The organism is Enterocloster lavalensis (genome assembly GCF_046603895.1).
Classification (GTDB): Bacteria; Bacillota; Clostridia; order Lachnospirales; family Lachnospiraceae; genus Enterocloster; species Enterocloster lavalensis.
The window spans coordinates 1,278,311-1,300,533 of record NZ_CP176637.1 but is presented as its reverse complement, the minus strand read 5'-3'; the positions used below and the strand labels follow the sequence as shown (position 1 = coordinate 1,300,533).

Sequence of the window (22,223 nt, the reverse complement as noted above, 5' to 3'; positions counted from 1 at the left end):
AATGTATACTATACAGTAGCAGCCGTAATGGCGCCTGTTTTACAGGAGAGGGAGGTTTGAATGAAGAAGATATTATTCATGGCTTCGGAAGCTGTACCGTTTATCAAAACCGGAGGCTTGGCGGATGTTGTCGGTTCTCTGCCGAAATATTGCGATAAAGAGTATTTTGACGTGAGGGTGATGATTCCCAAGTATCTGTGCATCAAACAGGAGTGGCTGGAGAAGATGCAGTATGTAAACCATTTTTATATGGATTACCTGGGTCAGAGCCGCTATGTAGGTATTTTACAGTACGAATATCAGGGAATCACCTTTTATTTTATTGACAATGAGAGCTATTTCAACGGATCGAAGCCCTACGGCGACTGGTACTGGGATCTGGAGAAGTTCTGCTTCTTCTGCTGGGCCGGCCTCTCCGCGCTTCCGGTGATCGGTTTCCAGCCGGACGTGATCCACTGCCACGACTGGCAGACCGGCCTGGTGCCGGTGCTGCTCAAGGACCGCTTCCACGGAGGCGACTTCTTCCGCGATATCAAGTCCGTGATCACCATCCACAACCTGAAGTTCCAGGGAATCTGGGATGTCAAGACGATCAAAAAGCTGACCATGCTGCCGGACTATTACTTTACCCCCGACAAGCTGGAGGCGTACAAGGACGGCAACCTGCTAAAGGGCGGAATCGTCTTTGCGGACGCCATCACCACGGTGAGCAATACTTACGCGGAGGAAATCAAGCTGCCGTTTTACGGCGAGGGCCTAGACGGCCTGATGCGCGCGCGGGCAGGCAGCCTGCGGGGCATTGTCAACGGCATCGACTACGACGATTTCAACCCGGAGACTGACGGGAGTATCGTTCAGCACTACAACGCGAAGAACTTCCGCAAGGAAAAGGTTAAGAATAAAAAGGCGTTACAGGCCGAGCTGGGACTGCCGGTGGACGAGAAGAAGTTCGTGGTGGGCCTTGTGTCCCGCCTGACGGACCAGAAGGGACTGGACCTGATCCAGTGCGTGATGGATGAGCTGTGCGGCGAGGACATGCAGCTGGTGGTGTTGGGAACCGGAGACGAGCGCTACGAGAACATGTTCCGCCACTATGCGTGGAAGTATCAGGACCGGGTTTCGGCGCAGATTTATTATTCCGACGCCCTGTCGCGCAAGATATACGCGGGCTGCGATGCGTTCCTGATGCCGTCGCTGTTTGAACCCTGCGGTTTGAGCCAGCTGATGGCGCTGCGGTACGGCACGGTGCCCATTGTGCGCGAGACCGGCGGACTTAAGGACACGGTGGAGCCGTACAATGAATTCGAGAGCACCGGCACCGGATTTTCCTTCGCCAACTACAACGCCCATGAGATGCTGGGCAGCGTGCGGTACGCGAAGCACATTTATTATGACAAGCGAAGAGAGTGGAATAAGATCATCGACCGCGCTATGGCGACGGACTTCTCCTGGAAAGTTTCGGCAGGAAAGTACCAGGAGCTCTATGATTGGCTGATTGGTTGATAAAAGATTTGGGCGCCCGGGTTAGTCCCGGGGGCCCAAATATGGATTGAGTGCAATGGGCCGCTGGCGCTGCGCTGAGGAGAGGCGATATTCGATTGGAACATTTTAAGACAGACCTGACAGCCGGGGACAGGAGAAGCCAGGCGGCCCAGTGGGCTGCGGACGAGACCTGGGTCCGGTGCAGAAAATACGAAAACGATCCGGAGTACATGGAGTGTGTGAAGGACATTCTGGCGCATCCGGTTTTTAATTCCATGGATCAGTATATACAGCATGGGAATACTACGTGTAAAACCCACTGCATCCAGGTATCCTATCTGGGCTACCGGATTTGCAGGCGATACGGCGGGAATTGGAGGAGCGCTGCCCGGGCAGGTCTCCTCCACGATTTGTTTCTGTACGACTGGCATACCCATGCCCGGGAGACGGGGGAGCATTTTCACGGTTTCACCCATCCCCGCAGGGCGCTGGAGAATGCGTGCCTGCATTTTCAACTGACAGACGAAGAACAGAATATCATTCTGCGCCATATGTGGCCGCTGACTCCCGTCCCGCCTACCAGCGCGGCGGGCTTTGCCATTGTCTGGGCGGATAAATTCTGCGGCGGGGCGGAGACGCTGGGGCGGCTGCGCCATCTTCGCCTGCTGCGCATGCTGCAGCCCGCCAGGCATTGAGACGCCCGGATTTTGCAGAGCCGGAACAAGAAAAGGGACTTAGGGTAGAATCAATTAGGAGACGGTTGGATGAAGATTTGGAATGAAATACTGAGCAACCAGGTGCTGGTGAGCGCGGTTGCGGGCTGGATTGTGGCCCAGGTGCTGAAAACGATGCTCGATTTCGCGCTGAACCGCACGATAAATTGGGAGCGCATGGTGGGTTCCGGCGGTATGCCAAGCTCCCACTCGGCCACCGTGTGCGGGCTGACCACGGCTGCCGCGCTGCACTACGGCGTGAGCTCCTTCGAGTTTGCCGTGTGCTTTGTCCTGTCCATGGTGGTGATGTACGACGCCACCGGCGTGCGGCGTGAGACCGGAAAGCAGGCGAAACTGCTGAATTCCATCCTGAGTGAGAATCCGCTCAAGCTGAACGCGGAGGTGCTGCAGGAGAAGCTGAAGGAGTATGTGGGACACACGCCGCTTCAGGTGGTCGCAGGGGCGATTCTGGGAATCTGCCTGGCGCTGGTGATTAACGGCTATTACTAATGGAATGGTCCGCGGGAGATCGCGGCGTATAACGGCCGCAGGGAAACGGCGGGCGATAGCGGAAGGTATTGGGCCGCTTACAGGCGGCGGGAAGGTATGAGGGCAGCTTGATTGGGGGATTGATCACATCGTCCTGACAGGACGGATGGGAGGAACTGGAAAATGGGTCTTTACCAAATGATAAACTTGTTTTTTCTGTACAGTTTTCTTGGATATCTCTTAGAGTGCGCTGTGCTCAGCTTTGAGAACAGACGTCCGGTGATGGACCGCGGTTTTGGGCACGGCCCGTTCTGCGTGATCTACGGCGTGGGCGCCCTTGGGGCATACATATTGCTGAGCCCCATGGTGGGCCGGCCGGTGGAACTGTACACCGCTTCCATGGCAATGGCGACGACCATGGAGCTGTTCACAGCTAACATCATGATCCGCCTGTTCGGGGCGTTCTGGTGGGACTACAGCCGCAAGCCGTTTAATTACCGCGGCATTATCTGCCTGGAGAGCAGTTTGGCCTGGGGATTTTTGGGATTATTTTTCTTTTATTTTTTGGATGCGCGGGTGAGACAGGCGGTGGTGCGGATTCCCGGCCATGTGGGAAGCGTGCTGGCCGTGGGCCTTACCGTATTTTATCTGGCGGATTTTATCGTCTGCGTCCGGGCCCGTCTGGGAGGCGCGGAGGATGAGGAGCCGGTGATCGGGCGTTTGAAAGTGTTTTGACAAATTATGGGGGGCTGCTGCAAGCGCATGTTTTGTGGCGGCCCTGTTTTGAGCGTACCGGAAAAGGCGGCTGCGGCCGCAGGATGAATTGAGAAAAGGAGAACGACTGGATGAGCGTTATGTGGAAGGGAAGGAATGTGGTGCTGGCCTCCGGATCGCCCAGACGCCGGGAATTGCTGGCGCAGGTTGGGATGGAGCCGGAGATTGTTCCCAGCCTGGCGGAGGAGTGTACCGAGGAGACGGAACCGGACCTGATGGTGATGGAATTATCACGGATCAAGGCCGAGGACGTGGCTTCCAGATGCCCGGAAGGGACGCTGGTGATCGGGGCCGACACCATGGTGGCCGTGGACAAGGAGGTTCTGGGAAAGCCCGGGACGCCGGAGCGGGCCGCGGAGATGATTGAGAAGCTTCAGGGAAAAGCGCACCAGGTTTATACCGGCGTGACGCTGCTGCTGGTGGAGCCCGGCGGATGTTTGCACGGGACCACGTTTGTGGAGAAAACGGATGTGTATGTTTACCCCATGACTGACGAGGAGATTCGGGACTACGCCGGGTGCGGGGAACCGTTGGATAAGGCGGGGGCATATGGAATACAGGGCCGTTTTGCGGTGTATATCCGCAAAATTGACGGCGATTACGACAACGTGGTGGGACTTCCGCTGGGACGGCTCTACCATGAACTGAAGAATTTGACGGAGGATGACAGGGAAGATGATTAAACTGATCGTATCGGATGTGGACGGCACGCTGGTGGAGGATGGTTCCGGTGGAGTGAATCCGGAGCTGTTTGAGGTTATTTTGAAGCTGCGGGAAAAGGGAATTCAGTTTGCGATTGCCAGCGGCCGGCCCTGGGCCAGCGTTGAGGGGGCGTTTGAGCCGGTCAAAAAGAAGATATTTTATATCGCCAACAACGGGGCGTATCTGGGCTGCCACGGCAGGAGCCTGTTTGTGAATCCCATTGAACCGGAGCTGGTCCGGGAGGTGATCGAAGCGGTGCGCAGGCACCCGGATCTGAGTGTGATCTACGCAGGCCAGGACGGGGATTACATGGACTCGGAAAATGACGCCTTATACCGCTGGATGCTGGAGGGATATAAATTCAACATCCGCCGGGTGAAGGATGTGCTGGCTCTGGAGGACCCCTGTATCAAGATTTCCATTTACAAGGAGCAGGACGTGGAGCACGCGGCCGCGGATATCCGGGAGGCGTTTCAGGACCGGATGAAGATTACGCTGGCCGGTGAAATGTGGATGGACTGCATGGCTCAGGGCGTAAACAAGGGCCAGGCCGTCAAACGGCTTCAGGAGAGCCTGGAGATCCGCCCGGAGGAAACCATGGCCTTCGGAGACCAGTTAAATGATATCGAGATGCTGCAGCAGGCCTATTACAGCTTCGCCGTGGCCAATGCCAGGGAGGAGGTGCGCAAACTGGCGCGCTTCCAGGCGGACAGTAACAAAAACGACGGCGTTTTAAAAGTTTTGAAGCAGTTACTTTGAAAGGAGTTTAGAGATTGACGAGAGAGCACCTTAGCCGGGGGAGAATATTCCGCTGCGGCCTTGCGACGGTTGTACTGATGGTTTTTCTTTTGGCGGCGGGCTGCAGCAGAAGCGCTGCGGTTGAACCGGGCAAAGAGGAAGTGAAGCGGTCCTACACCAAGGGGCAGCTGATGACCATTGCGGCCACGGAACGAAACCGATATCAGAATATTTATACCAGCCAGATCTGGGCGGTGGAGGACAAGGCGGGTGGAGGGAATTTCGAGGACCGGTTGACCGGGCAGATTCGTCAATTTTTCATGGAACTGGGAACCATGAACCTGCTGGCGGATGAGAACGGCATCGAGCTCACCAGCCAGGAGAAGGATTCCATCAAGCGTTTGTCGGAACAGTATTACGGGCTTTTGAGCAAAGCGGACCGGGACTATATCGGAGCGGATCAGGAAGAAGTCTATGAACTGTACTGCGAGTATTACCGTGCGGACAAGTTGGTGACGGAGCTGACGCAGGACCAGAATCTGGAAATCAGCGATGCGGAGGCCAAGGTGATTGAAGTGCTGCCGATCTCGGTGAGGAACCGCCAGACCGCCGAGGAGGTTCTGGCCCAGGTCCAGGCGGAGGGCGCGGATTTCTCAGCCATTGCCAAGAAGTATTCGACGGGCGGCGGGGTCGCGGTGCAGATGGAGCGGAATCAGAATCAGAGCGAGCTGGAGAAAGCGGCGTTTGCGCTGGAGCAGGACGAGATCAGCGGGATTGTGGAGGAAAACGGCGCCTTTTACATTTTAAAATGCACCAACGCCTACGATCAGGCGGCCACTGCGGCGCGCAAGAAAAAGCTGGCGCAGGAGAAGAAGAACAACGCCTTCCAGAAGATCTACGCCCCCTTTGCCGACAGCCATGTGGTGGTGTTCGACGAGAAAATGTGGTCGGAGATCCACTTTGAGGGCGGGGAAGGGTCCACCACTACCAATTTTTTTGAATTGTATCACAGTTATTTTCCGAAATAATTTCAGAGCGATAAAAAACAGGGCCGCGGGAATTTCCGCGGCCTTGGTGTTTTGTAAGATGATAAACCGTTGACGAAGCCTGTGGGGCACCGGAGGCGGAGTACCGTTGGCAGAGCCTGCGGGACGCCGCGGTCCGGGGGGGAAAACGTTAGGGTGGTCAGCGGATCATAATCGGATATCAGGCGTCTCCCAGCCGGAATACGGTGAGGGCGATATCCTGGTAGGTGTAACCGGCAGCGTCGGCCACAATTCGCAGGGTTCCGGGGCCTGTTGCCCGGAAGGGAACGCTGAAGAACAAGTTGGCCACCTCACCGGTGGCGGTGAAGGTATGAGTCGACACGGCCCCGGAAATGTTGGCGCCGTTGAACTCGGCCCGCAGGGTAAGGGTGGACGGGATTGCCGTACCGGTTTCCACTGCGATGGAGCTTTGGAACGTAATCTGGTAGATGCCGGGCTCTGTGATCTGGATATCCGTGGAGCCCGCCGCATGGGTGATGGCTGTGCCGGATATCAGAGGGTTCTCATTGAAGGTCAGAGCGCCTCCGGCGACGGAGGGCTGCCCTGTGGAATCGGTGGTTGCCAGAACTTCCGGCGTACCGCCTCCTCCGGGGCCGGTATCTCCGCGGGGGATTATAAAGTCGAATATCGCATTCTCGTCTGTGCCAATGTTGATGACTTCTGCCGGAGTACCCGGCTCGCCGGTGGATACCGAGCCTACCGTGATGGTGGCGGCGGGGCCGGTGGGGCCTGCTACGCCCTCGGGGCCGACGGGGCCTTCGGGGCCGATGGGACCTTCCGGGCCGACGGGGCCTTCGGGGCCGGTAGGACCGGTAACACCGTCAGTGCCGTTCGCACCGGTTGCGCCGCGCGGGATTACGAAGTCAAAAATTGCATCCTCGTTGGTGCCGGAATTGTTGACTACAACTGGGTCCTCAGGCTCTCCGGCAGTTACCGCGCCGACGGTTACGGTGGCGGTACGTCCTACGGGGCCGGTTGGGCCAGTCGGGCCGGTGGGGCCAGTGGGGCCGGTCGGGCCAGTGCGGCCAGTGGGTCCGGTTGCGCCGGTTAGGCCGGCTGCACCTGCGACGCCGGTGGGTCCGGTTGGGCCAGTGGGGCCAGTTGCGCCGGTTAGGCCGGCTGCACCTGCGACGCCGGTTGGGCCGGTTGGGCCAGTGGGTCCGGTTGCGCCGGTTAGGCCGGCTGCACCTGCGGCGCCGGTTGGGCCGATTAGGCCGGTTGCACCTGTGGCGCCGGTTGGCCCGGTGGGGCCAGTCACGCCGGTTGCGCCTGCGGTTCCGGTCGGTCCCGTTGCGCCGGTAGGCCCGATGGGGCCGATAGCACCAGTCGGTCCTGTAGCACCTACAGCCCCGTTAGCGCCGGTCGGTCCAGTGGGGCCAGTAGGTCCCATGGCTCCATTCATGCCATTTGCGCCGGTTGGCCCGGTGGGCCCCATGGCGCCGTTTATTCCATTGGAGCCGGTTGGTCCGGTTGGGCCGGTCGGTCCGGTGGAACCTGGAAGCCCAGGAAATCCCTGAGGTCCTCTGGGACCTACCGGTCCTACGGGGCCCTGAGGGCCGGGATATCCTCTGGGGCCGATGGGGCCCTGCGGTCCGGGGCAGCCTCTGGGGCCCATGGGCCCTTGGGGGCCGGTCGGTCCGCGGTTACAACAACAATTACAACCTCTGGGGGCACATCCGCCTGCTCCAGGGCATCTGCACTCGTCAAATGCCGCTTCGTCAGGATTGCAGCCTCCGGGTGTATTTCCGCAATTTGATCCATTTGGATAATTATAAAACATATTGATCGCTCCTTAATAATCAGTTTTTCAATAACAGTGGCCGATCTTGTTGAGTATGATAGTTTGAGTCTTGCCTTTTTCTGTATTTGTCCGTCCCCCTGCAACAGAGAGGGCCGCCGGTGCGAATGGACAGGCATTGTCCAATCGAAGGAGGGGAAATGGCGGGATGCAGGGTTCGCAGTGAAATGAACCCGCATCCGATTGGCGGTCTAATATACCATATGAAAAGTAAACAAGTTTGGTGATACGAGTTGCAGCTCTGAACCTGCGGGACCGTTTGGTCAAAGGATATATCCCTTAAACAATCACATCCCCGCGCTATTTACGTTATTGCCAATAATGCCGTTGACCCGTCAAAGAGCCATAAATGTTCATTTTATACTTGCTCCAATGAAGGAAAATGGTATTTGCCCCTTCGCTGGTAAGCGCGCAGACAATACATTCCGACTCATAAGCACCGGAATCAGACAGAAGTATACAACGTCATCTGTTCCGAAAGGATTCCTGCGGCTGACGGAACGGCTCCGCTGTTTTATTGCCCGGTTAAAACAGGAAAGATAGCTGGTGGTAATGTCAGCTGGCCCGGTAAGTATCCGCGGCCCTGCATGCCGGCAGGCTTTTGCGGATTGCAGGATTTGTTTTCGATGAATATGGGACAGGAAAATTCATTTTACCGCACGGTTTTTCGCTTGAAATCAGTAGTATTGGCAAACTGCATCGCAAAACGGGTGGGCAATGTTGTCCACCCGTACTGAGCTTTAAATGAAAAATAGATCGATACTGCAGGATGATATGAAGGTTATCGTGGCAGCGGCTTCATTAGCGAGTACGATCATACCGAATTCATTTCTTATAACCGTTCCCGTGGATGGTGTCTGGGTACTTGTGATGATACTAACGTTGGATGTTCCGACAGGCAGACGAGAGCGAATGGTTGATTCGCAATCAGAGCAACAATCGGTTGGAGCCGGAACCGGTTCCGGCAAATAAACAATAGTATCATTGTAAGTTGCATTATTTATTTGAATCGTATCGATACTGCAGATAGACAAAAACTGTGAGAGATTTTGGGTGGTGGCCACTTCAAATAATCCGATACGTCCATTTGGCCCGGGTATTAAAGCGCCAGGGCGGCCAACAACTGCATCACCACTCCTTAATGTGACAAATATATTGTTATTGGGATATAGCGTAACAATTTGTTGGAGTATATTTCTTATTTGCTCCGTGCAACCACAACAGGCAGAATTTGTATCACCTGCAGGGCCGGTGGCACCTGTAGGGCCGGTAACGCCAGTGGCTCCGGTAGGGCCAGTGGGGCCGGCAACGCCGTTAGCGCCTGTGGGTCCAGTGGCACCGGTTGCGCCTGCGGGTCCGTTGGCTCCCGTAGGACCGGTTGGCCCCATAATGCCATTCATTCCGTTGGTTCCGGTTGCGCCAGTCGGGCCAGTTGGACCAGGGGTTCCAGGAAAGCCCTGCGGCCCTATGGGGCCTGCCGGGCCTATGGGGCCTGCCGGGCCTATGGGCCCCTGGGGGCCAGGATAACCCATGGGTCCCTGCGGTCCGGGACAGCCTCTGGGTCCCATGGGGCCTTGGGGACCAGTCGGTCCGCGGTTACAACAGCAGTTACAGTCTCTGGGCGTGTTTCCACCTGCTCCGGGACATCTGCATGTCTCAAATGCCGATTCGTCAGGGGGATAGTTTCCAGGGATGTTACCACAATTAGTTCGATTTGGATCATTATAATACATAGCGATCGCTCCTTGTTTTTTAATCTTCCAACAGCAGGAACCGGTATTACACGTATCATGCACTGCGCACCTGGCATTCCTGCGGTGGTCCGCCCCCCTGCGGCAGAGGGCTCGGCAGGCGATCTGAATTGCCTGGCCTAATCCAATGGGAGGAGGGGAAATGGCAGGATGTCCGATTTGCAACAAAACGAGGGGACATCCGCCTGGCGGTCTACTATACCATATGAAAAGTAAACAAGTTTTGTGATATGCGCAGGCGGTCCGGCTATTCTGGTCGTACTTGCGGCCCGTTGGAGCTGATATAATGCAGCTTAAGGAAAAACGGCTGCAAACCTTGTAAATGAGACGAGGTGCAACAGGCAAACGGTTAAATGCTACGCAATAAAATGAAGTGGTATCCATTTGAGAGCCTGGTATACCATATGAAATGATAACAAGCTTTTGAAACTATGAAGCTGGCACTGGAACAATGTTTAAACAGGTGATCGAATGCAGCCGGCCATTCTGCCCGCCCCCCAAAAAAATCATAGTCGGGATATCAGGGGCAGTATCGTTCACTGCCCGGGGGAGATGATTTAACGAACCGGCATGTTTTACGAAATTGCGAGGACGGCATTCGCGTAACCGGCAACGGTGTTAACAAGAGAAACACCGGAAGCGGTAGTGGAAAACACCAACAAAAGCCTTGTTCCTGCGGTCACTGGAATGGAGAGGCCGCTTGTCAGTCCATTGGATAGACTGCCGATGGAGATAACACCGGTAAGCGCTGGCGCCAGGGTGACAACTACTCCAGTTATAGGTGAAAAAATATTGCTCGGCGTGGTGGACTGATCGAGCTGTGCCCGGATTGTGATGGTGGGCCGGTCAGGGACAACGCTGCGGTAGTGCTGAAAAATGCTGACAGAGCGGTGATTGTGCCGTCGCGCGGCACGGAAAATGCAAAGTTTGTCAGCGTACCGGCAGCATTTGTGAGGCCCATCGTGGCACCCGCTACTCCCGGTAGGCCAGGTGGCGCCGCTGTTAAAAGGAAAGTGACTATATACCCTGCAAACAAGGAAAAATGAAGTACGAGCTTATCTCGTCACTGGACAAACGTCGTCCAGGCGGAGACTACAGGCGCGTTTTCCACGGGAAAAAACAAATTTAACACGACCGCCTTACGCTAAAGAGGTAAAGACTAACAGTATATAGGCAGTTGGAGAAAAATAAGGAACAGGAGCGATAGAGAGAATGAGGCGTAACCAATCAAGCGGAACGTTGGAGCTTTGGGCCAAGTTGGGGCTGTTGACAAAGTGCCTGATCATTTATTACGAGCGGAAAAAAGCAATAAAAAAGACGCCTACCGGCGTCATCCCATACATCTTATCATCCTTTTTAAGTTCAAAGCGGTCGCCGAGAGGAGGCAGTGGTCCTCCGCTGCCTCTAAACCCCGTCGTAAGACGCGTGTTAAGTTATGTCCCCACTTTTGGGCGGCAAACGTGCCCTCGCACCAGATCTGCCGCTTGCGCAGCGCATCCAGATAGTCCGGCTCGTTTTGCCGGGCGAGATGCCGCCGTACTGTGGGACGGAAGTAGGTATCCAGCAGCCTTCGTGCGCCGCGTTTATCATTTTCGCTCAAACATTTCTCCCGGAAAGGACAGCTCCGGCAGTCTCCGCGGTCTGCCCAATACTCCCAGTACACACCGCTGGCGCTGCGGTACAGCCCCTTCACTCGAAGCTCTTTCCCATTGGGGCATTGATAAACATCTTTCTCCGCATCATAAGAAAAGGCATCCCGTTTGAATTCCGCCTTGGTCCTATCAGCAGAAGGCTGCGGCCTGACATAAAAGGAGATTCCCTGCTCCTCCAGCACACGGTGGGCCAGAGGAAAATCGTAAGCGGCGTCCGCTGTGGCCGCCTGAATGGGGAAGACATTTCGATGGATCTGCTCCAGATGGTCCAGGTATGGCACGGAATCATGCACATCGCCCGGTGTCACCGTCACACCCAGGATCACACCGTGGTCCGTGTCCAGGGTTTGATGGCTCAGGTAGTACTGGCCCTCCGGCTTCCCCGGCCGTTTCATATGCCCTGCCTCCGGATCAGTCCGGCTCACACGCTTGTGGCTGCGGCGGCTGTCCCGCTTGATTTGCTTTGTCCGCTTCTTCCGGCGGTGTCCGGTCCGTTTCTCCAGTTTCTGCAGTCCTTCTTCCTCGTAGCCGTCCAGCCGTTCCCAGTATACGCCCGGTTCCTCGGGCATTTCCACCAGATGCTCCGACGCACGGGAGGCATTGGCCTTTACATGGGTAGAGTCGGTAGCTGCCAATTTCCCGCTGACCAGACCTTTTTCAATGCACTGCCGCACCACTTCCTCAAACAGCCGACGGAAAACCTTGCGGAAAGAAGGCTTGCGACGGCGCAGCTGAGAGATGGTGCTGTGGTCCGGTACCCGGTCAAACAGATCCAGGCCCAGATACCACCGCAGGGCCACATCTGTCTGGATACGCTGTTCGATCTGCCGTTCCGATGGGATCCCGTACAGGTATCCTACCAGCAGATATTTTACCAGCACAACAGGGGCAATGGGTGGGCGGCCGTATCTGCGGTTGTACAGATGGGCTGTTTCTTCATGAATGAAGGACAAGTCCAGCGTGGCTTCCAGTTTTCGCAGAAAGTGTCCCTCTGGGACCAAATCTTCTATCGTTACCATGTGCAGCTTCAGTTGCATTCCCATCCCCCTCTCCGCTCTTTTTTTCATTATATCATATTTCCGGCGCTAAGGGGACTTTGTCAACAGCCCCAAGTTGACCCGAGGCCTTTTGAACAGATAGCAAAGAGCGGCCTGTAACCAATGTTTAGGCCGCTTGTGTCGGTCTCCACTGGCACAGGGATCAATGCTTATACAGGTAGCGAAAGCAGCCAGTCATTTTGCTTGCCGTCCAAACCATGGTCGGGATATCGGGGCCAGTACCTATAGCGTCACATACAATTTTGAACATTGCGCTAAAAATCCCCCGGACAGTTTGAAGTTTTCACTGTCCGGGGGAGATGATTTAACGAACCGGCATGTTTTAGGAAATTGCGAGGCCGGCACTCGCGTAACCGGCAACGGTGTTAACAAGAGAAACACCGGAAGCGGTAGTGGAAAACACCAGCAGAAGCCTTGTTCCCGCGGTCACTGGAATAGAGAGGCCGCTTGTCAGTCCATTGGATAGACTGCCGATGGAGATAACACCGGTAAGCGCTGGCGCTAGGGTGACGACTGCACCGGCGATCGGTGAAAAAATATTGTTCGGCGTGGTGGACTGATAGAGCTGCGCCCGGATTGTGATGGTGGAGCCGGTCAGGGACAGCGCTGCGGTGGTGCTGAAAAATGCTGACAGAGCAGTGATTGTGCCGTCGCGCGGCACGGAAAATGCAAAGTTTGTCAACGTACCGGCAACATTTGTGTGGTCAATCGTGGTACCTAGCACACTGACGCTGGGAGCATTGCTGCCAAAGCCAATCAGCGATGGAATACCGGCCAGGCCACCGGCTATGGTGGTCATTGTCAACGGCGTTCCCGATGAGAAGGGGATAATTGCGGAGGAACCCGCCACTCCAGTAGGCCCGGTAGCGCCGGTAATTCCGGCAGTACCAGTAGGTCCGGTGGGCCCAGTCGGCCCGGTTGCGCCAGTAGGCCCAGTTGCTCCGGTTGCGCCAGTCGGTCCGGTTGCCCCGGTCGGTCCGGCAGCTCCGTTGGCTCCCGTTGCCCCAGTCGGCCCGGTGGGTCCCATGGCTCCATTGAGTCCATTCGCCCCTGCCGGTCCAGTGGGCCCAGTGGGCCCTATAGCTCCGTTAAGTCCGTTGGCCCCCGCCGGTCCGGTCGGCCCGGTTGGTCCCATGGCTCCGTTAAGCCCGTTGGCCCCCGCTGGTCCGGTTGGTCCAGTCGGCCCCATTGGCCCATTGGCTCCGTTTAAGCCATTGGCTCCTGTTGCCCCGGTCGGCCCAGTAGGTCCCATGGCTCCGTTAAGCCCATTCGCCCCTGCCGGTCCTGTCGGCCCAGTGGGCCCCATTGGTTCGGGCTGCCCGGGATAGCCGACCGGTCCGGTTGGTCCAGTTGCGCCTGTGGGTCCTACATAACCCTGAGGGCCCATTGTGCCGGTCGGTCCTGTGATTCCCCGGGGACCCTGGCAGCCTCGCGGCCCCATGGGTCCCATCGGTCCCTGAGGCCCCATGGGACCTTGCGGTCCGGTCGGACCGCGGTTGCAGCAGTTGCAGCAATTCGATCCGGGATATCTGCGCGCGTCGTATGCGGCCGGATCCGGCTCGCCGCCTCCGGGGGCGCCGCCGTAATTCATTCCATTCGGATAATTAAAACACATAATAATCGCTCCTTATTGTCGATGCCTGGCTTCTCTGGGAAGCTGTCTGAGATTCAAATGCGTGATCGATACACCGGAAACGGTTATGGCGTCGGTTCCGGCGGTGTGAGAGGGCAGCGGCGGGGATTTTGGGGACAGTCCGGCCGGACGCTGTTTACCAACTCAATATACTATATGAAAATCGAACAAGTTTGGTGAACAAGCCCCAACATCCTGGCCATGCCGCGGACCTTCAAGCTCCCGGCCGTGCACCTGTGCATGAAGAATGAGCCCTACGACGGGACCAACGGGTATTTTGAGATGGCGGGCCACGGTTGCTGCTGATTGAAAACAAAGTGGAATTTTGCCCCTGAAAAGGGAGGAGGCCGACCGGATTCTTCCGGTCGGCCAGAGTATTATGAAAAAAAGTCTTGTTGGCATTAGCTCTTTACATGATTCAGTATATCCGGTAAATGTTAGGAAAGTTTGTTGAAATGGTAACAATTTTGTGAACGGAATGTGAGGAGGATGTGAACAGGTTATCCTTCCTCATCTTGAAAGAGCTTGTCAAAATACAACTGGTTCTGCTTTACGGCCTCGGCTTCCGGCTTCAATTCCCTGGCCAGAAGGTGATATTCGCGGGCTTTTTTGTGGTCGCCCAGGTGGTCGAAGCACACGCACAACTGCATATATGGGATATACCCGTAGCAGTCCTGCAGCACAAATGCGCCGGAGGTGTCCCGGGGCGTGAGCTCCAGGGCCCGCTGGTACCAGTAGGCGGCGGTCTTGTAAGCGTGTTCCCCCATCAGCAGGCGGCCGATCTCGCAGAGAATTTCCGCCCTGGGCTCGTCATAGAGAAAACTGCCCGTCAGAGCCAGGAACGCCTCCCGCTTTTGTCCCAGCTGTTCCCGGCAGCGGGACAGCTGCAGGCAGGCGTCGATCCGGTTTTCCACCCAGCCGTCGGGTTCCTCCAGAAAGTGCTCGAAGACTTTGACGGCCTCCTCATATCGCTGGTGATAATACAGCTCGCGCCCATAGTAAAACTGGTGGCGCGGGCAAAGTGTTTCGCCCTCCCCGATCATGGTCTCATAGATCCTGAGGTTCCGGTCGCTGTCCCCGGCGGCGAGTTTGCGGTGCTCGATTTCCACCGGCGAATAGAGAATATTGCCGCGGGGCGTGACCGCCTCGTGGACTCTGCCTTCCCACAAAAAGCCCCGGCGGTTTTTGATCAGCCGCTCGCGGTAATAGGAAAATGTCACATGACCGTTCTGGTCGAAACCGGTCAGATATTTCATCATCACAATGTCCGTGGCCGGATTTAACGATTCTTTCAGCCTCAGCAATAGCTTCTGCTGGTCCAGACGGATCACGTCGTCCGCGTCCAGCCACATCCAATAATCCATGGACGCCTTTGAGCAGGCAAAGTTTCTGGCTGCTGCGAAGTCCTGGTGCCATTTGTAATCAAACACGTGATCGGTGAACTGTGCGGCAATTTCCCTGGTCCGGTCTGCGGAGCCGGTGTCCACGACAATGATTTCGTCTGCAATTCCCCTCATTTGCTCCAGAACCCGCCCCAGAACCGCCTCCTCATTCTTAACAATCATACATAAACTGATGGTAATCACGGCGTCCTCCCCGTAAAGTTTTCGATTGAGCTGTTTGTCAGCTCAATATTACTATATGAAATGTGAACAAGTTTGGTGAATGTGAGGGAAACGGCATTGGGGTGGAGACAAAGGTCCGGTCTGAAGGCTATGCGCTGCCTGGGGAATCCGGCAGAGGCGGAGACGTCAAGTGCCGGTATCAGGCGGGAACCGGCAGAGGCTCTAAGCGGAGAGCGGCCGGTTCAGCTTGAGAACCGTGACGGTAGCGGTGCCTTCGGAGCTGGTGACATTGCTGTTGTAGGTCAGGGAAAAACGGGTTTCCGCCGGAACTTCGATGATGATCGAGTTGGATCCGTAGGCGGAGGTTGAATTCGTCCCTGTTTTAAAGTAGATGCCGTATTCAATGTGCGAGGCATTGTTGTAATAGGGCGTGATCTGAATATAACCGGGTGTCGCCACAAGGGCGGATACGTGGTAGGAAATCAGGTAATATCCCGGTGCCAGCGTGATCCGCGTGTTGTCGGTCAGAACAATCTGCCCCGTGGGATCTGCAGTTACGGTCCCCATCGGGATTTGGGTGGCGTTTGTAAACGGGATGGCGAAGGTCGCAAAGGCAGCAAACACGTCGTCCGGAACAGTGCCGGTTGCGCCGGTTGGTCCCGTTGGTCCCGTGGGTCCAGTTGGTCCAGTTGGTCCCGTTGGTCCAGTTGGTCCCGTGGCCCCCGTTGGTCCCGTCGGTCCCATAGCTCCGTTGGTCCCGTTCGTTCCCGCGGGCCCGGTTGCCCCAGTCGGCCCGGCCGGTCCCGCCGCCCCGGTTGGCCCGGTCGGCCCCATAATTCCGTTGGTTCCGGCTGGCCCCGTGGCTCCGGTAGCGCCGGTTGCCCCGGTAGGCCCGTTGGCGCCCGTCGCTCCAGTCGGCCCGGTCGGGCCCATCAGTCCGTTGCTCCCGGCCGGTCCCGTAGCCCCGGTGGCGCCCGTCGGTCCCGTTGGCCCCATTGCTCCATTCAACCCATTGCTCCCGGAAGGTCCCGTGGCCCCGGTCGGCCCAGTTGGTCCGGCCGCTCCGTTAGCGCCTGCCGGTCCTGTGGCTCCAGTAGCCCCCATCGGCCCCGTGGCCCCTGTCGGCCCAGTTGGCCCGACCGCTCCGTTAGCGCCCGCCAGCCCTGTGGCCCCGGTAGCTCCCATCGGTCCAGTCGGCCCCGTGGCTCCGGTAGCTCCCGTGGCTCCGGCCACTCCATCAGACCCCGCGGGTCCTGTAGCCCCGGTAGCTCCCACCGGCCCGGCGGGTCCCGTTGGCCCCATGGCCCCGTTGGTTCCCGGAGCTCCAGTCGGCCCGGTGGGTCCCATGGCCCCGTTGGTTCCGTTTATCCCGTCGGCCCCAGCCGGTCCAGTCGGTCCGGTGGGTCCCATGGCTCCGTTTCGCCCGGGCAAACCGGCAGGCCCCGTGGCTCCGGTTGCTCCAGTCGGCCCGGTGGGTCCCACATACCCCTGAGGTCCCATGGCTCCCGTGGGTCCGGGTCTGCCCTGGGGCCCGGCCGGTCCGGTTGGCCCGGGTCGTCCCTGGGGGCCGGCCGGTCCCGTAGGTCCGGGACACCCTCTCGGCCCCATGGGTCCGGGTCTGCCCTGAGGCCCTCCGGGTCCCACGGGTCCGGCCGGGCCGCGTCCGCAGCAGCGGGGGCAGCAGCGGGACCCGCCGGGGCAGCAGCAGTCCGGCTGTGGGAGATTGAGATTGTCAGATGAATTTATGCGGTTGAAATTGCAGTTGTACATGACCAAGTCTCCTTATTCCGCATTCACCATATGACCCGCGCCGCAGGGCAGAGTGGTATCCCGTGAATGCTCATATACAGTACCATATGAGGGAAATAGGGATTTTGTGAGGGCAGCCGGTCAGAGTGAAAACAGAAACTGCGCGTTTAAAATTGACTGCACTGTGAAATAAGTTTATAATGAAGCTAATTCATATTGGTTTGACCGGTCTGCGCCGTGGCCGGTCCGGCAGCAGGAAAACGCGGACCGTCGGGCAGATGTCCCATTGCGCCAATTCTGAAACATCATATCCTGTGGATGGAAATGAGGGCTTTATGGAATTCAACAGTGAGAGCAGAGATACCAGAATCTACATTGTGGACGATCATTACCGGATCGTCTACTTTAATCATGCGCTCGCGGAGGTGTTTCCCTCCCTCAAAATGGGGGAACTGTGCTACCGGGCGCTCTGCGGGGAGTCCGCCCCCTGTTTCGACTGTCCCCTGGGCCAGGAGGACGGCAGCGACAGCATTTTTTATAATCAGCTGGTGGACCAGTGGGTGGAGGTCAATACCGGCAGGATCGATTGGCCCGGCGAGGGCCGCTGCCATGCTGTTTTCGCCCGCAAAATACAGGAGGGCAACCGGAATCTGTTTTTCAACCTGACCAGCACCTCCGCCTATGATGTGCTGTTTGAGCTGAATCTGACCCGCGATATTTTCAAGATTCTCTACCAGGTGGAGGGGAAATACGATCTTCCGGCCTGTGTCGGACGGCTGGCCGCGGGGGTGGAGGCTGCGGCGCAGACGCTGGTTCACCCGGACGACCGGGAGGTGTTCCGGAAGTTCTGGAGCCTGGACAGCCTGCCGTCCCGCCTGGCGGCAGAACCCAACAACACGCTCAAAGGGCAGTTCCGGGGCAAACGGTCGGACGGTTCCTACTGCTGGGGGATCCATACCCTGGTTCCGGTGCGCCATGGGGCGAACGGCGACAAGATTGTCATGTGTTTCATACAGGATATCGATGAGCAGAAACGGCGTGAGCTGGAATTGCGCCGGAATTCCCGTTTACAGGATACGAACGTGGATCCCCTGACCGGCGTGTACCGGCGGGCCGTCTTTTTCCGGGAGGCGGAGGCGTTTTTAAAACAGGCGGGGCCGGAGCCTTATTGTCTCATGGCTGCCGACATCGAACATTTCAAGCTGTTTAACGAGTGGTACGGGCAGGAGGCCGGGGACAGCTTTCTGGTGAAGATCGGAGCCTGTCTCCGGGAGGAACAACAGGCCAGCGGCGGGGTAGCCGGATATATGGGGGGAGATGATTTTGGGATCATTCTGCCGGACCGCCCGGAGGTGCTGGAACGCCTTCAGGACAAGATGATCCGCTATGCCAAGGTGCGGGGCGGCAACGCCGGTTTCCAGCCGGCCTTCGGCATTTATCCCATTGTGGACCGGAGCATATCGGTCAGCACAATGTACGACCGGGCCGTGATCGCGCTGGGGGAGATGAAGGGAAACTATGCCCACCGGTCCTGCCGCTACGATTCGCGGATGAAGCGGAAGATGGAAGAGAACCACATGCTCCTGTCCGAGGTGCAGCGGGCCCTGGAGCGGGATGAGTTCACATTTTACGCCCAGCCCAAGTGCAATATGGCCACGGGGAAAATCATCGGCCTGGAATCCCTGGTGCGCTGGAACCACCCGGAGCGCGGGCTGATCGGGCCAGGGGATTTCATTCCATTATTGGAAGAAAATGGGTTTGTCTCCAACCTGGACCGGTACATTTGGGACAAGGTCTGTTTCCATCTGAAGAGATGGATTGAAAATGGACACCGCCCGATACCGATTTCGGTCAACGTCTCGCGGGTGGACGTGTACACTCTGGACGTGGTGAAAGAGCTAAAGGAACTGACGGACCGGTACGGCCTGGAGGCGCGGCTGCTGGAGGTGGAGATCACGGAGAGCGCCTACGCCGAGGACACGACGGCGGTGACCGCTGTGGTGGAGGGGCTCAGAACTGCGGGCTTTACCGTGCTCATGGACGATTTCGGCAGCGGCTATTCCTCCCTGAACATGTTAAAGGACGTCAATGTGGACGTGCTCAAAATCGACATGAAGTTCCTGGACATGGACGAGCAGAGCGTTGGCAAGGGCGTGGGAATCCTGGAGGCTATCACCAATATGGCCCGGCTCATGGGGCTGCGCCTGATCGCGGAGGGCGTGGAAACCCGGGAGCAGGTGGATTTCCTGTTGAATATTGGCTGCATTTACGGGCAGGGGTATTATTTTTACCGCCCCATGCCCATTGAGGATTTGGAGGCGCGGCTGGCGGACGAGCGGAATGTGGATTTCCGCGGACTGACGGCTCCCGGGGTGGAGCGCATCAGCCTGGACGAGCTCCTGCGCGGCGGCGTGGCCAGCGATATTCTGATCAACAATATTTTGGGCGGCGTGGTCTTCTACGACGTGTGCGGCGATCAGATGGAACTCACCCGGGCCAATGAACAGTATTACAAGGTGACGCGGACCAATCCCGTGGATCTGGAGGAATACCGGAAAACGATTCTGGAAGGGATTTACGAGGAGGACCGCCCGGTGGCGGTGGACATTTTCCGGCGCGCGCGGCTGGACCCGCTAAACGGAGCGGAGGGGGATATACGTCGTCTCTGCAAGGAAGAGGGCACCATCTGGATGCATCTGCGGGCGTTCTTTCTGCGGGAGCAGGGAGGGCACCAGATGTTCTACGGAGCGGTCAGCGACGTGACGGAACAGAAGCGCAGGGAGCATAAGCTGGAAGCCTCCCAGCGGGCGCTGGCATCGGCGGTCCGCACCGCGGAAAACGACGAGGGTTTCAAGGCGCTGACCGAGGACAACCGCCGCGCCGCCGCGGCCATTTTCGCCCAAATGACGCCGGGCGGCTTGATCGGCGGGTACTGCGAGGAAGGGTTTCCGCTGTATTTTGCCAACCAGGAGATGGTGGGCCTTCTGGGATACCAGTCCTTCGGGGAATTCTCGGAGGCGATCCGGGGACGGGTGATCAACACCATCCACCCCGACGACCGGCTGCGTGTGGTGGAGGACATCGGCGACCTGACCGAGCCGGGTACGGAATACATAACCACCTACCGCATGATGAAAAAGAACGGCGGCTGGTTCTGGGCACTGGACAAGGGAAAGGTGATCCGGACCGAGGACGGACGCCCTGCGATTATCAGCGCCTGCGCGGATATATCCGAGTCCATGGCAGCGCAGAGGGTGCTGGCGGAACACAACCGGGTGATCATCCGTCAGAACCAGGAGCTGCATTTCCTGAACAACGAGACGCCGGGCGGTTATCACTGCTGTGAAAATGACCGCGGCCTCACCTTTATGTACATCAGCAACCGTTTTCTGGAAATTCTGGGCTGGAGCGCGGAACAGATCCGGGCGCGGTTTGACAATAAAATGATGAACATGATCCACCCGGGCGACCGGGAGCGGGTGAGGGAAGCTGCGGGCCGGCTGGAGAAGGGGGGCGGGACCGCGGATTTGGAATACCGGATCATGGGAGCGGACGGTTATATCTGGGTCACGGACCAGAGCCGGTACGCCCGGGAGGACATCCGGGGATTGGTGCACGGCGTGGTGCTGGACATCACCGGCCTCAAACAAAAGGAGCACGAGCTTTGGGTGGCCGGCAAGCGCACGGAGAGCATCCTCAAACAGGCGGGGCTCAACTGCTGGGACTGGGATTTTGAGAGAAATACGCTGATTCTGACCAACGTGGTGCAGAACGTGGAGCTGACCGCCACCTACGGACCGTTTTGCAGTGGAATGGTGACGGTGATGGATTTCCCGGAACGGATTTTTGAGAACTTCTGCCTGCAGGAATCGGGCCGGGAGCGGTACCGCAGGTTTACAGAGGAAGTGAAAAACGGGGAAAACCGCGAGAGCCATACCTGTGAGGTCCCGGTCCGCGTCCGCGGCGGGAAAACGGTCTGGGTCCGGGTGGGCTGCGAGACGATCCGGGACGAGGAGGGCAGACCCGTCCGGGCGGTTGGGTATTACACGGACGTCACAAAACAGAAAAATGAGGCCCTGTGCCGGGAGGAACAGCTGAAAACCCTGGAACTTCTGCGCAGCCAGGCGACCTATGATTTCCAGGCGAATCTGACCAGAGACATGATTTTAAACGGCGAAGGGCGGGAGAAATGGATGGGGGAGGCTGGTATACCGGACACAAGCTATACCGAGGCCGTCGCCTATCTGAACAACAATCTGGTGACCCCTGAGTTTCAGGCCGCTGTGGCCAAGTTTATGGACCGCGAACGGCTGATGGGGCTGTACCGGGCGGGGATTTACACGGACAGCCTGGAATACCGCTGGATTTACAAGAACCAGGTGCGGTGGATGAAGGCGGTCATGTACCTGATGCAGATCGGGGACCGGCCGGACGTGTATTCCTGCATTTTTGTCATGGACATCGACGAGCAGAAGAGCCAGGAGCTGAAGCTGAGAAAGCTGGCGGCCACGGATTCCCTCACCGGGCTTTACAACCGGCAGAGCGGAGTGGCGCGCATCCGCGAGTATCTGTGCAGTATGGAGGAGGATGAGACGGCGGCGTTAATCATGCTGGATCTGGACGACTTCAAGGTGGCAAACGACGTGTTCGGCCACGCCTGCGGGGATCAGATCATCGCAGAGAACGCCGCAAAGCTGAAACGGCTTTTCCGGGAAAAGGACGTGGTGTGCCGCATCGGCGGCGACGAGTTCCTGGTTCTGTGCAAACAGATCCGGCAGGAGGACGCGGACCGGAAGATGGACTTTATCGTCCGCTCCATGAAAAGCATCTGCCGCCACGGTGACCGGGAGATTCTGTTCTCCGTGTCCGTGGGTTACGCCATGACGCCGGACCAGGGGACTGATTTTGACGAGCTGTACCGGAAAGCGGACATCGCGCTGTTTGCGGCAAAGATGGACGGTAAGGGACGGTACAAGCTCTATGAACCGTCCATGAAGGCGGTTCGATATGAATTGGCGGACAGGGATTAACCTGCCCGCCATTTAAATGGGAGAAGCAGCTGCCTGGGACCGG

Annotated in this window: 13 protein-coding genes and 1 pseudogene; 8 read left to right on the top strand and 6 right to left on the bottom strand. The window is 57.6% G+C overall.

All coding sequences use genetic code 11. The annotated features are described in order from the left end of the window. Nucleotides 1–60 precede the first annotated feature (60 nt). The 7 genes from glgA to ACK2JC_RS05670 all read left to right on the top strand — a co-directional run bounded on the left by glgA (nucleotide 61) and on the right by ACK2JC_RS05670 (nucleotide 5,926). A complete protein-coding gene (gene glgA, locus ACK2JC_RS05700) occupies nucleotides 61–1,503 on the top strand; it encodes a glycogen synthase GlgA (RefSeq protein ID WP_320936320.1) in 1,443 nt (480 codons plus the stop codon). Nucleotides 1,504–1,712: 209 nt separating this feature from the next. After that, nucleotides 1,713–2,177, top strand: coding sequence for an HD domain-containing protein (locus ACK2JC_RS05695; RefSeq protein WP_092362368.1), 465 nt, complete (start codon nucleotides 1,713–1,715; stop codon nucleotides 2,175–2,177). A 69-nt stretch (nucleotides 2,178–2,246) separates the two neighbouring features. After that, nucleotides 2,247–2,705 carry a divergent PAP2 family protein gene (locus tag ACK2JC_RS05690; protein WP_092362174.1) on the top strand — a complete coding sequence of 153 codons (459 nt, stop codon included), beginning with the start codon at nucleotides 2,247–2,249 and terminating at the stop codon, nucleotides 2,703–2,705. 162 nt (nucleotides 2,706–2,867) lie between these two features. Next, nucleotides 2,868–3,419 (top strand): putative ABC transporter permease, encoded by a 552-nt coding sequence (locus ACK2JC_RS05685; RefSeq protein ID WP_092362176.1) that lies wholly within the window; start codon nucleotides 2,868–2,870, stop codon nucleotides 3,417–3,419. 110 nt (nucleotides 3,420–3,529) lie between these two features. Further along, nucleotides 3,530–4,141 (top strand): Maf family protein, encoded by a 612-nt coding sequence (locus ACK2JC_RS05680; protein ID WP_320936319.1) that lies wholly within the window; start codon nucleotides 3,530–3,532, stop codon nucleotides 4,139–4,141. Then, nucleotides 4,134–4,919 (top strand): HAD family hydrolase, encoded by a 786-nt coding sequence (locus tag ACK2JC_RS05675; protein ID WP_092362180.1) that lies wholly within the window; start codon nucleotides 4,134–4,136, stop codon nucleotides 4,917–4,919. The genes ACK2JC_RS05680 and ACK2JC_RS05675 overlap by 8 nt, the downstream gene beginning before the upstream one ends. A gap of 14 nt (nucleotides 4,920–4,933) precedes the next feature. Continuing rightward, complete coding sequence (locus ACK2JC_RS05670) at nucleotides 4,934–5,926, top strand: peptidylprolyl isomerase (protein WP_411338463.1); 993 nt, start codon at nucleotides 4,934–4,936, stop codon at nucleotides 5,924–5,926. A 1,027-nt stretch (nucleotides 5,927–6,953) separates the two neighbouring features. On the opposite strand, the pseudogene ACK2JC_RS05665 reads toward ACK2JC_RS05670, so the two are convergent. From ACK2JC_RS05665 to ACK2JC_RS05640, 6 genes and pseudogenes are all read right to left on the bottom strand, one after another. Further along, nucleotides 6,954–7,724 (bottom strand): annotated as a pseudogene (locus tag ACK2JC_RS05665) (hypothetical protein); the annotation flags it as partial. 2,344 nt (nucleotides 7,725–10,068) lie between these two features. Then, nucleotides 10,069–10,272, bottom strand: coding sequence for a hypothetical protein (locus ACK2JC_RS05660; protein WP_334293931.1), 204 nt, complete (start codon nucleotides 10,270–10,272; stop codon nucleotides 10,069–10,071). Between the two features lie 551 nt (nucleotides 10,273–10,823). Further along, nucleotides 10,824–12,188: an IS1182 family transposase gene (locus tag ACK2JC_RS05655; RefSeq protein ID WP_411337769.1), complete on the bottom strand. Its 1,365-nt coding sequence runs from the start codon at nucleotides 12,186–12,188 to the stop codon at nucleotides 10,824–10,826. A 337-nt stretch (nucleotides 12,189–12,525) separates the two neighbouring features. Beyond that, the gene (locus ACK2JC_RS05650; RefSeq protein WP_368274979.1) at nucleotides 12,526–13,230 is read right to left on the bottom strand and encodes an exosporium glycoprotein BclB-related protein; all 705 of its coding nucleotides are present in this window, start codon (nucleotides 13,228–13,230) and stop codon (nucleotides 12,526–12,528) included. Between the two features lie 1,106 nt (nucleotides 13,231–14,336). Then, nucleotides 14,337–15,422 carry a glycosyltransferase family 2 protein gene (locus ACK2JC_RS05645; RefSeq protein ID WP_320938164.1) on the bottom strand — a complete coding sequence of 362 codons (1,086 nt, stop codon included), beginning with the start codon at nucleotides 15,420–15,422 and terminating at the stop codon, nucleotides 14,337–14,339. Between the two features lie 201 nt (nucleotides 15,423–15,623). Beyond that, entirely contained in the window at nucleotides 15,624–17,171 is a 1,548-nt protein-coding gene (locus ACK2JC_RS05640; RefSeq protein ID WP_411338462.1) for a collagen-like protein, read from the bottom strand. Nucleotides 17,172–17,485: 314 nt separating this feature from the next. Between ACK2JC_RS05640 and ACK2JC_RS05635 the strand changes: the two genes are divergently transcribed. Beyond that, a complete protein-coding gene (locus ACK2JC_RS05635; RefSeq protein ID WP_320938162.1) occupies nucleotides 17,486–22,180 on the top strand; it encodes an EAL domain-containing protein in 4,695 nt (1,564 codons plus the stop codon). Nucleotides 22,181–22,223 lie beyond the last annotated feature (43 nt).

What these genes read in the sequence shown, in the direction of transcription:
- glgA (WP_320936320.1), top strand. Translation starts at nt 61, where the DNA reads ATGAAGAAGATATTATTCATGGCTTCGGAAGCTGTACCGTTTATCAAA.
- ACK2JC_RS05695 (WP_092362368.1), top strand. Translation starts at nt 1,713, where the DNA reads ATGGAGTGTGTGAAGGACATTCTGGCGCATCCGGTTTTTAATTCCATG.
- ACK2JC_RS05690 (WP_092362174.1), top strand. Translation starts at nt 2,247, where the DNA reads ATGAAGATTTGGAATGAAATACTGAGCAACCAGGTGCTGGTGAGCGCG.
- ACK2JC_RS05685 (WP_092362176.1), top strand. Translation starts at nt 2,868, where the DNA reads ATGGGTCTTTACCAAATGATAAACTTGTTTTTTCTGTACAGTTTTCTT.
- ACK2JC_RS05680 (WP_320936319.1), top strand. Translation starts at nt 3,530, where the DNA reads ATGAGCGTTATGTGGAAGGGAAGGAATGTGGTGCTGGCCTCCGGATCG.
- ACK2JC_RS05675 (WP_092362180.1), top strand. Translation starts at nt 4,134, where the DNA reads ATGATTAAACTGATCGTATCGGATGTGGACGGCACGCTGGTGGAGGAT.
- ACK2JC_RS05655 (WP_411337769.1), bottom strand. Translation starts at nt 12,188, where the DNA reads ATGGGAATGCAACTGAAGCTGCACATGGTAACGATAGAAGATTTGGTC.
- ACK2JC_RS05650 (WP_368274979.1), bottom strand. Translation starts at nt 13,230, where the DNA reads ATGGGACCCACCGGGCCGACTGGGGCAACGGGAGCCAACGGAGCTGCC.
- ACK2JC_RS05640 (WP_411338462.1), bottom strand. Translation starts at nt 17,171, where the DNA reads ATGTACAACTGCAATTTCAACCGCATAAATTCATCTGACAATCTCAAT.
- ACK2JC_RS05635 (WP_320938162.1), top strand. Translation starts at nt 17,486, where the DNA reads ATGGAATTCAACAGTGAGAGCAGAGATACCAGAATCTACATTGTGGAC.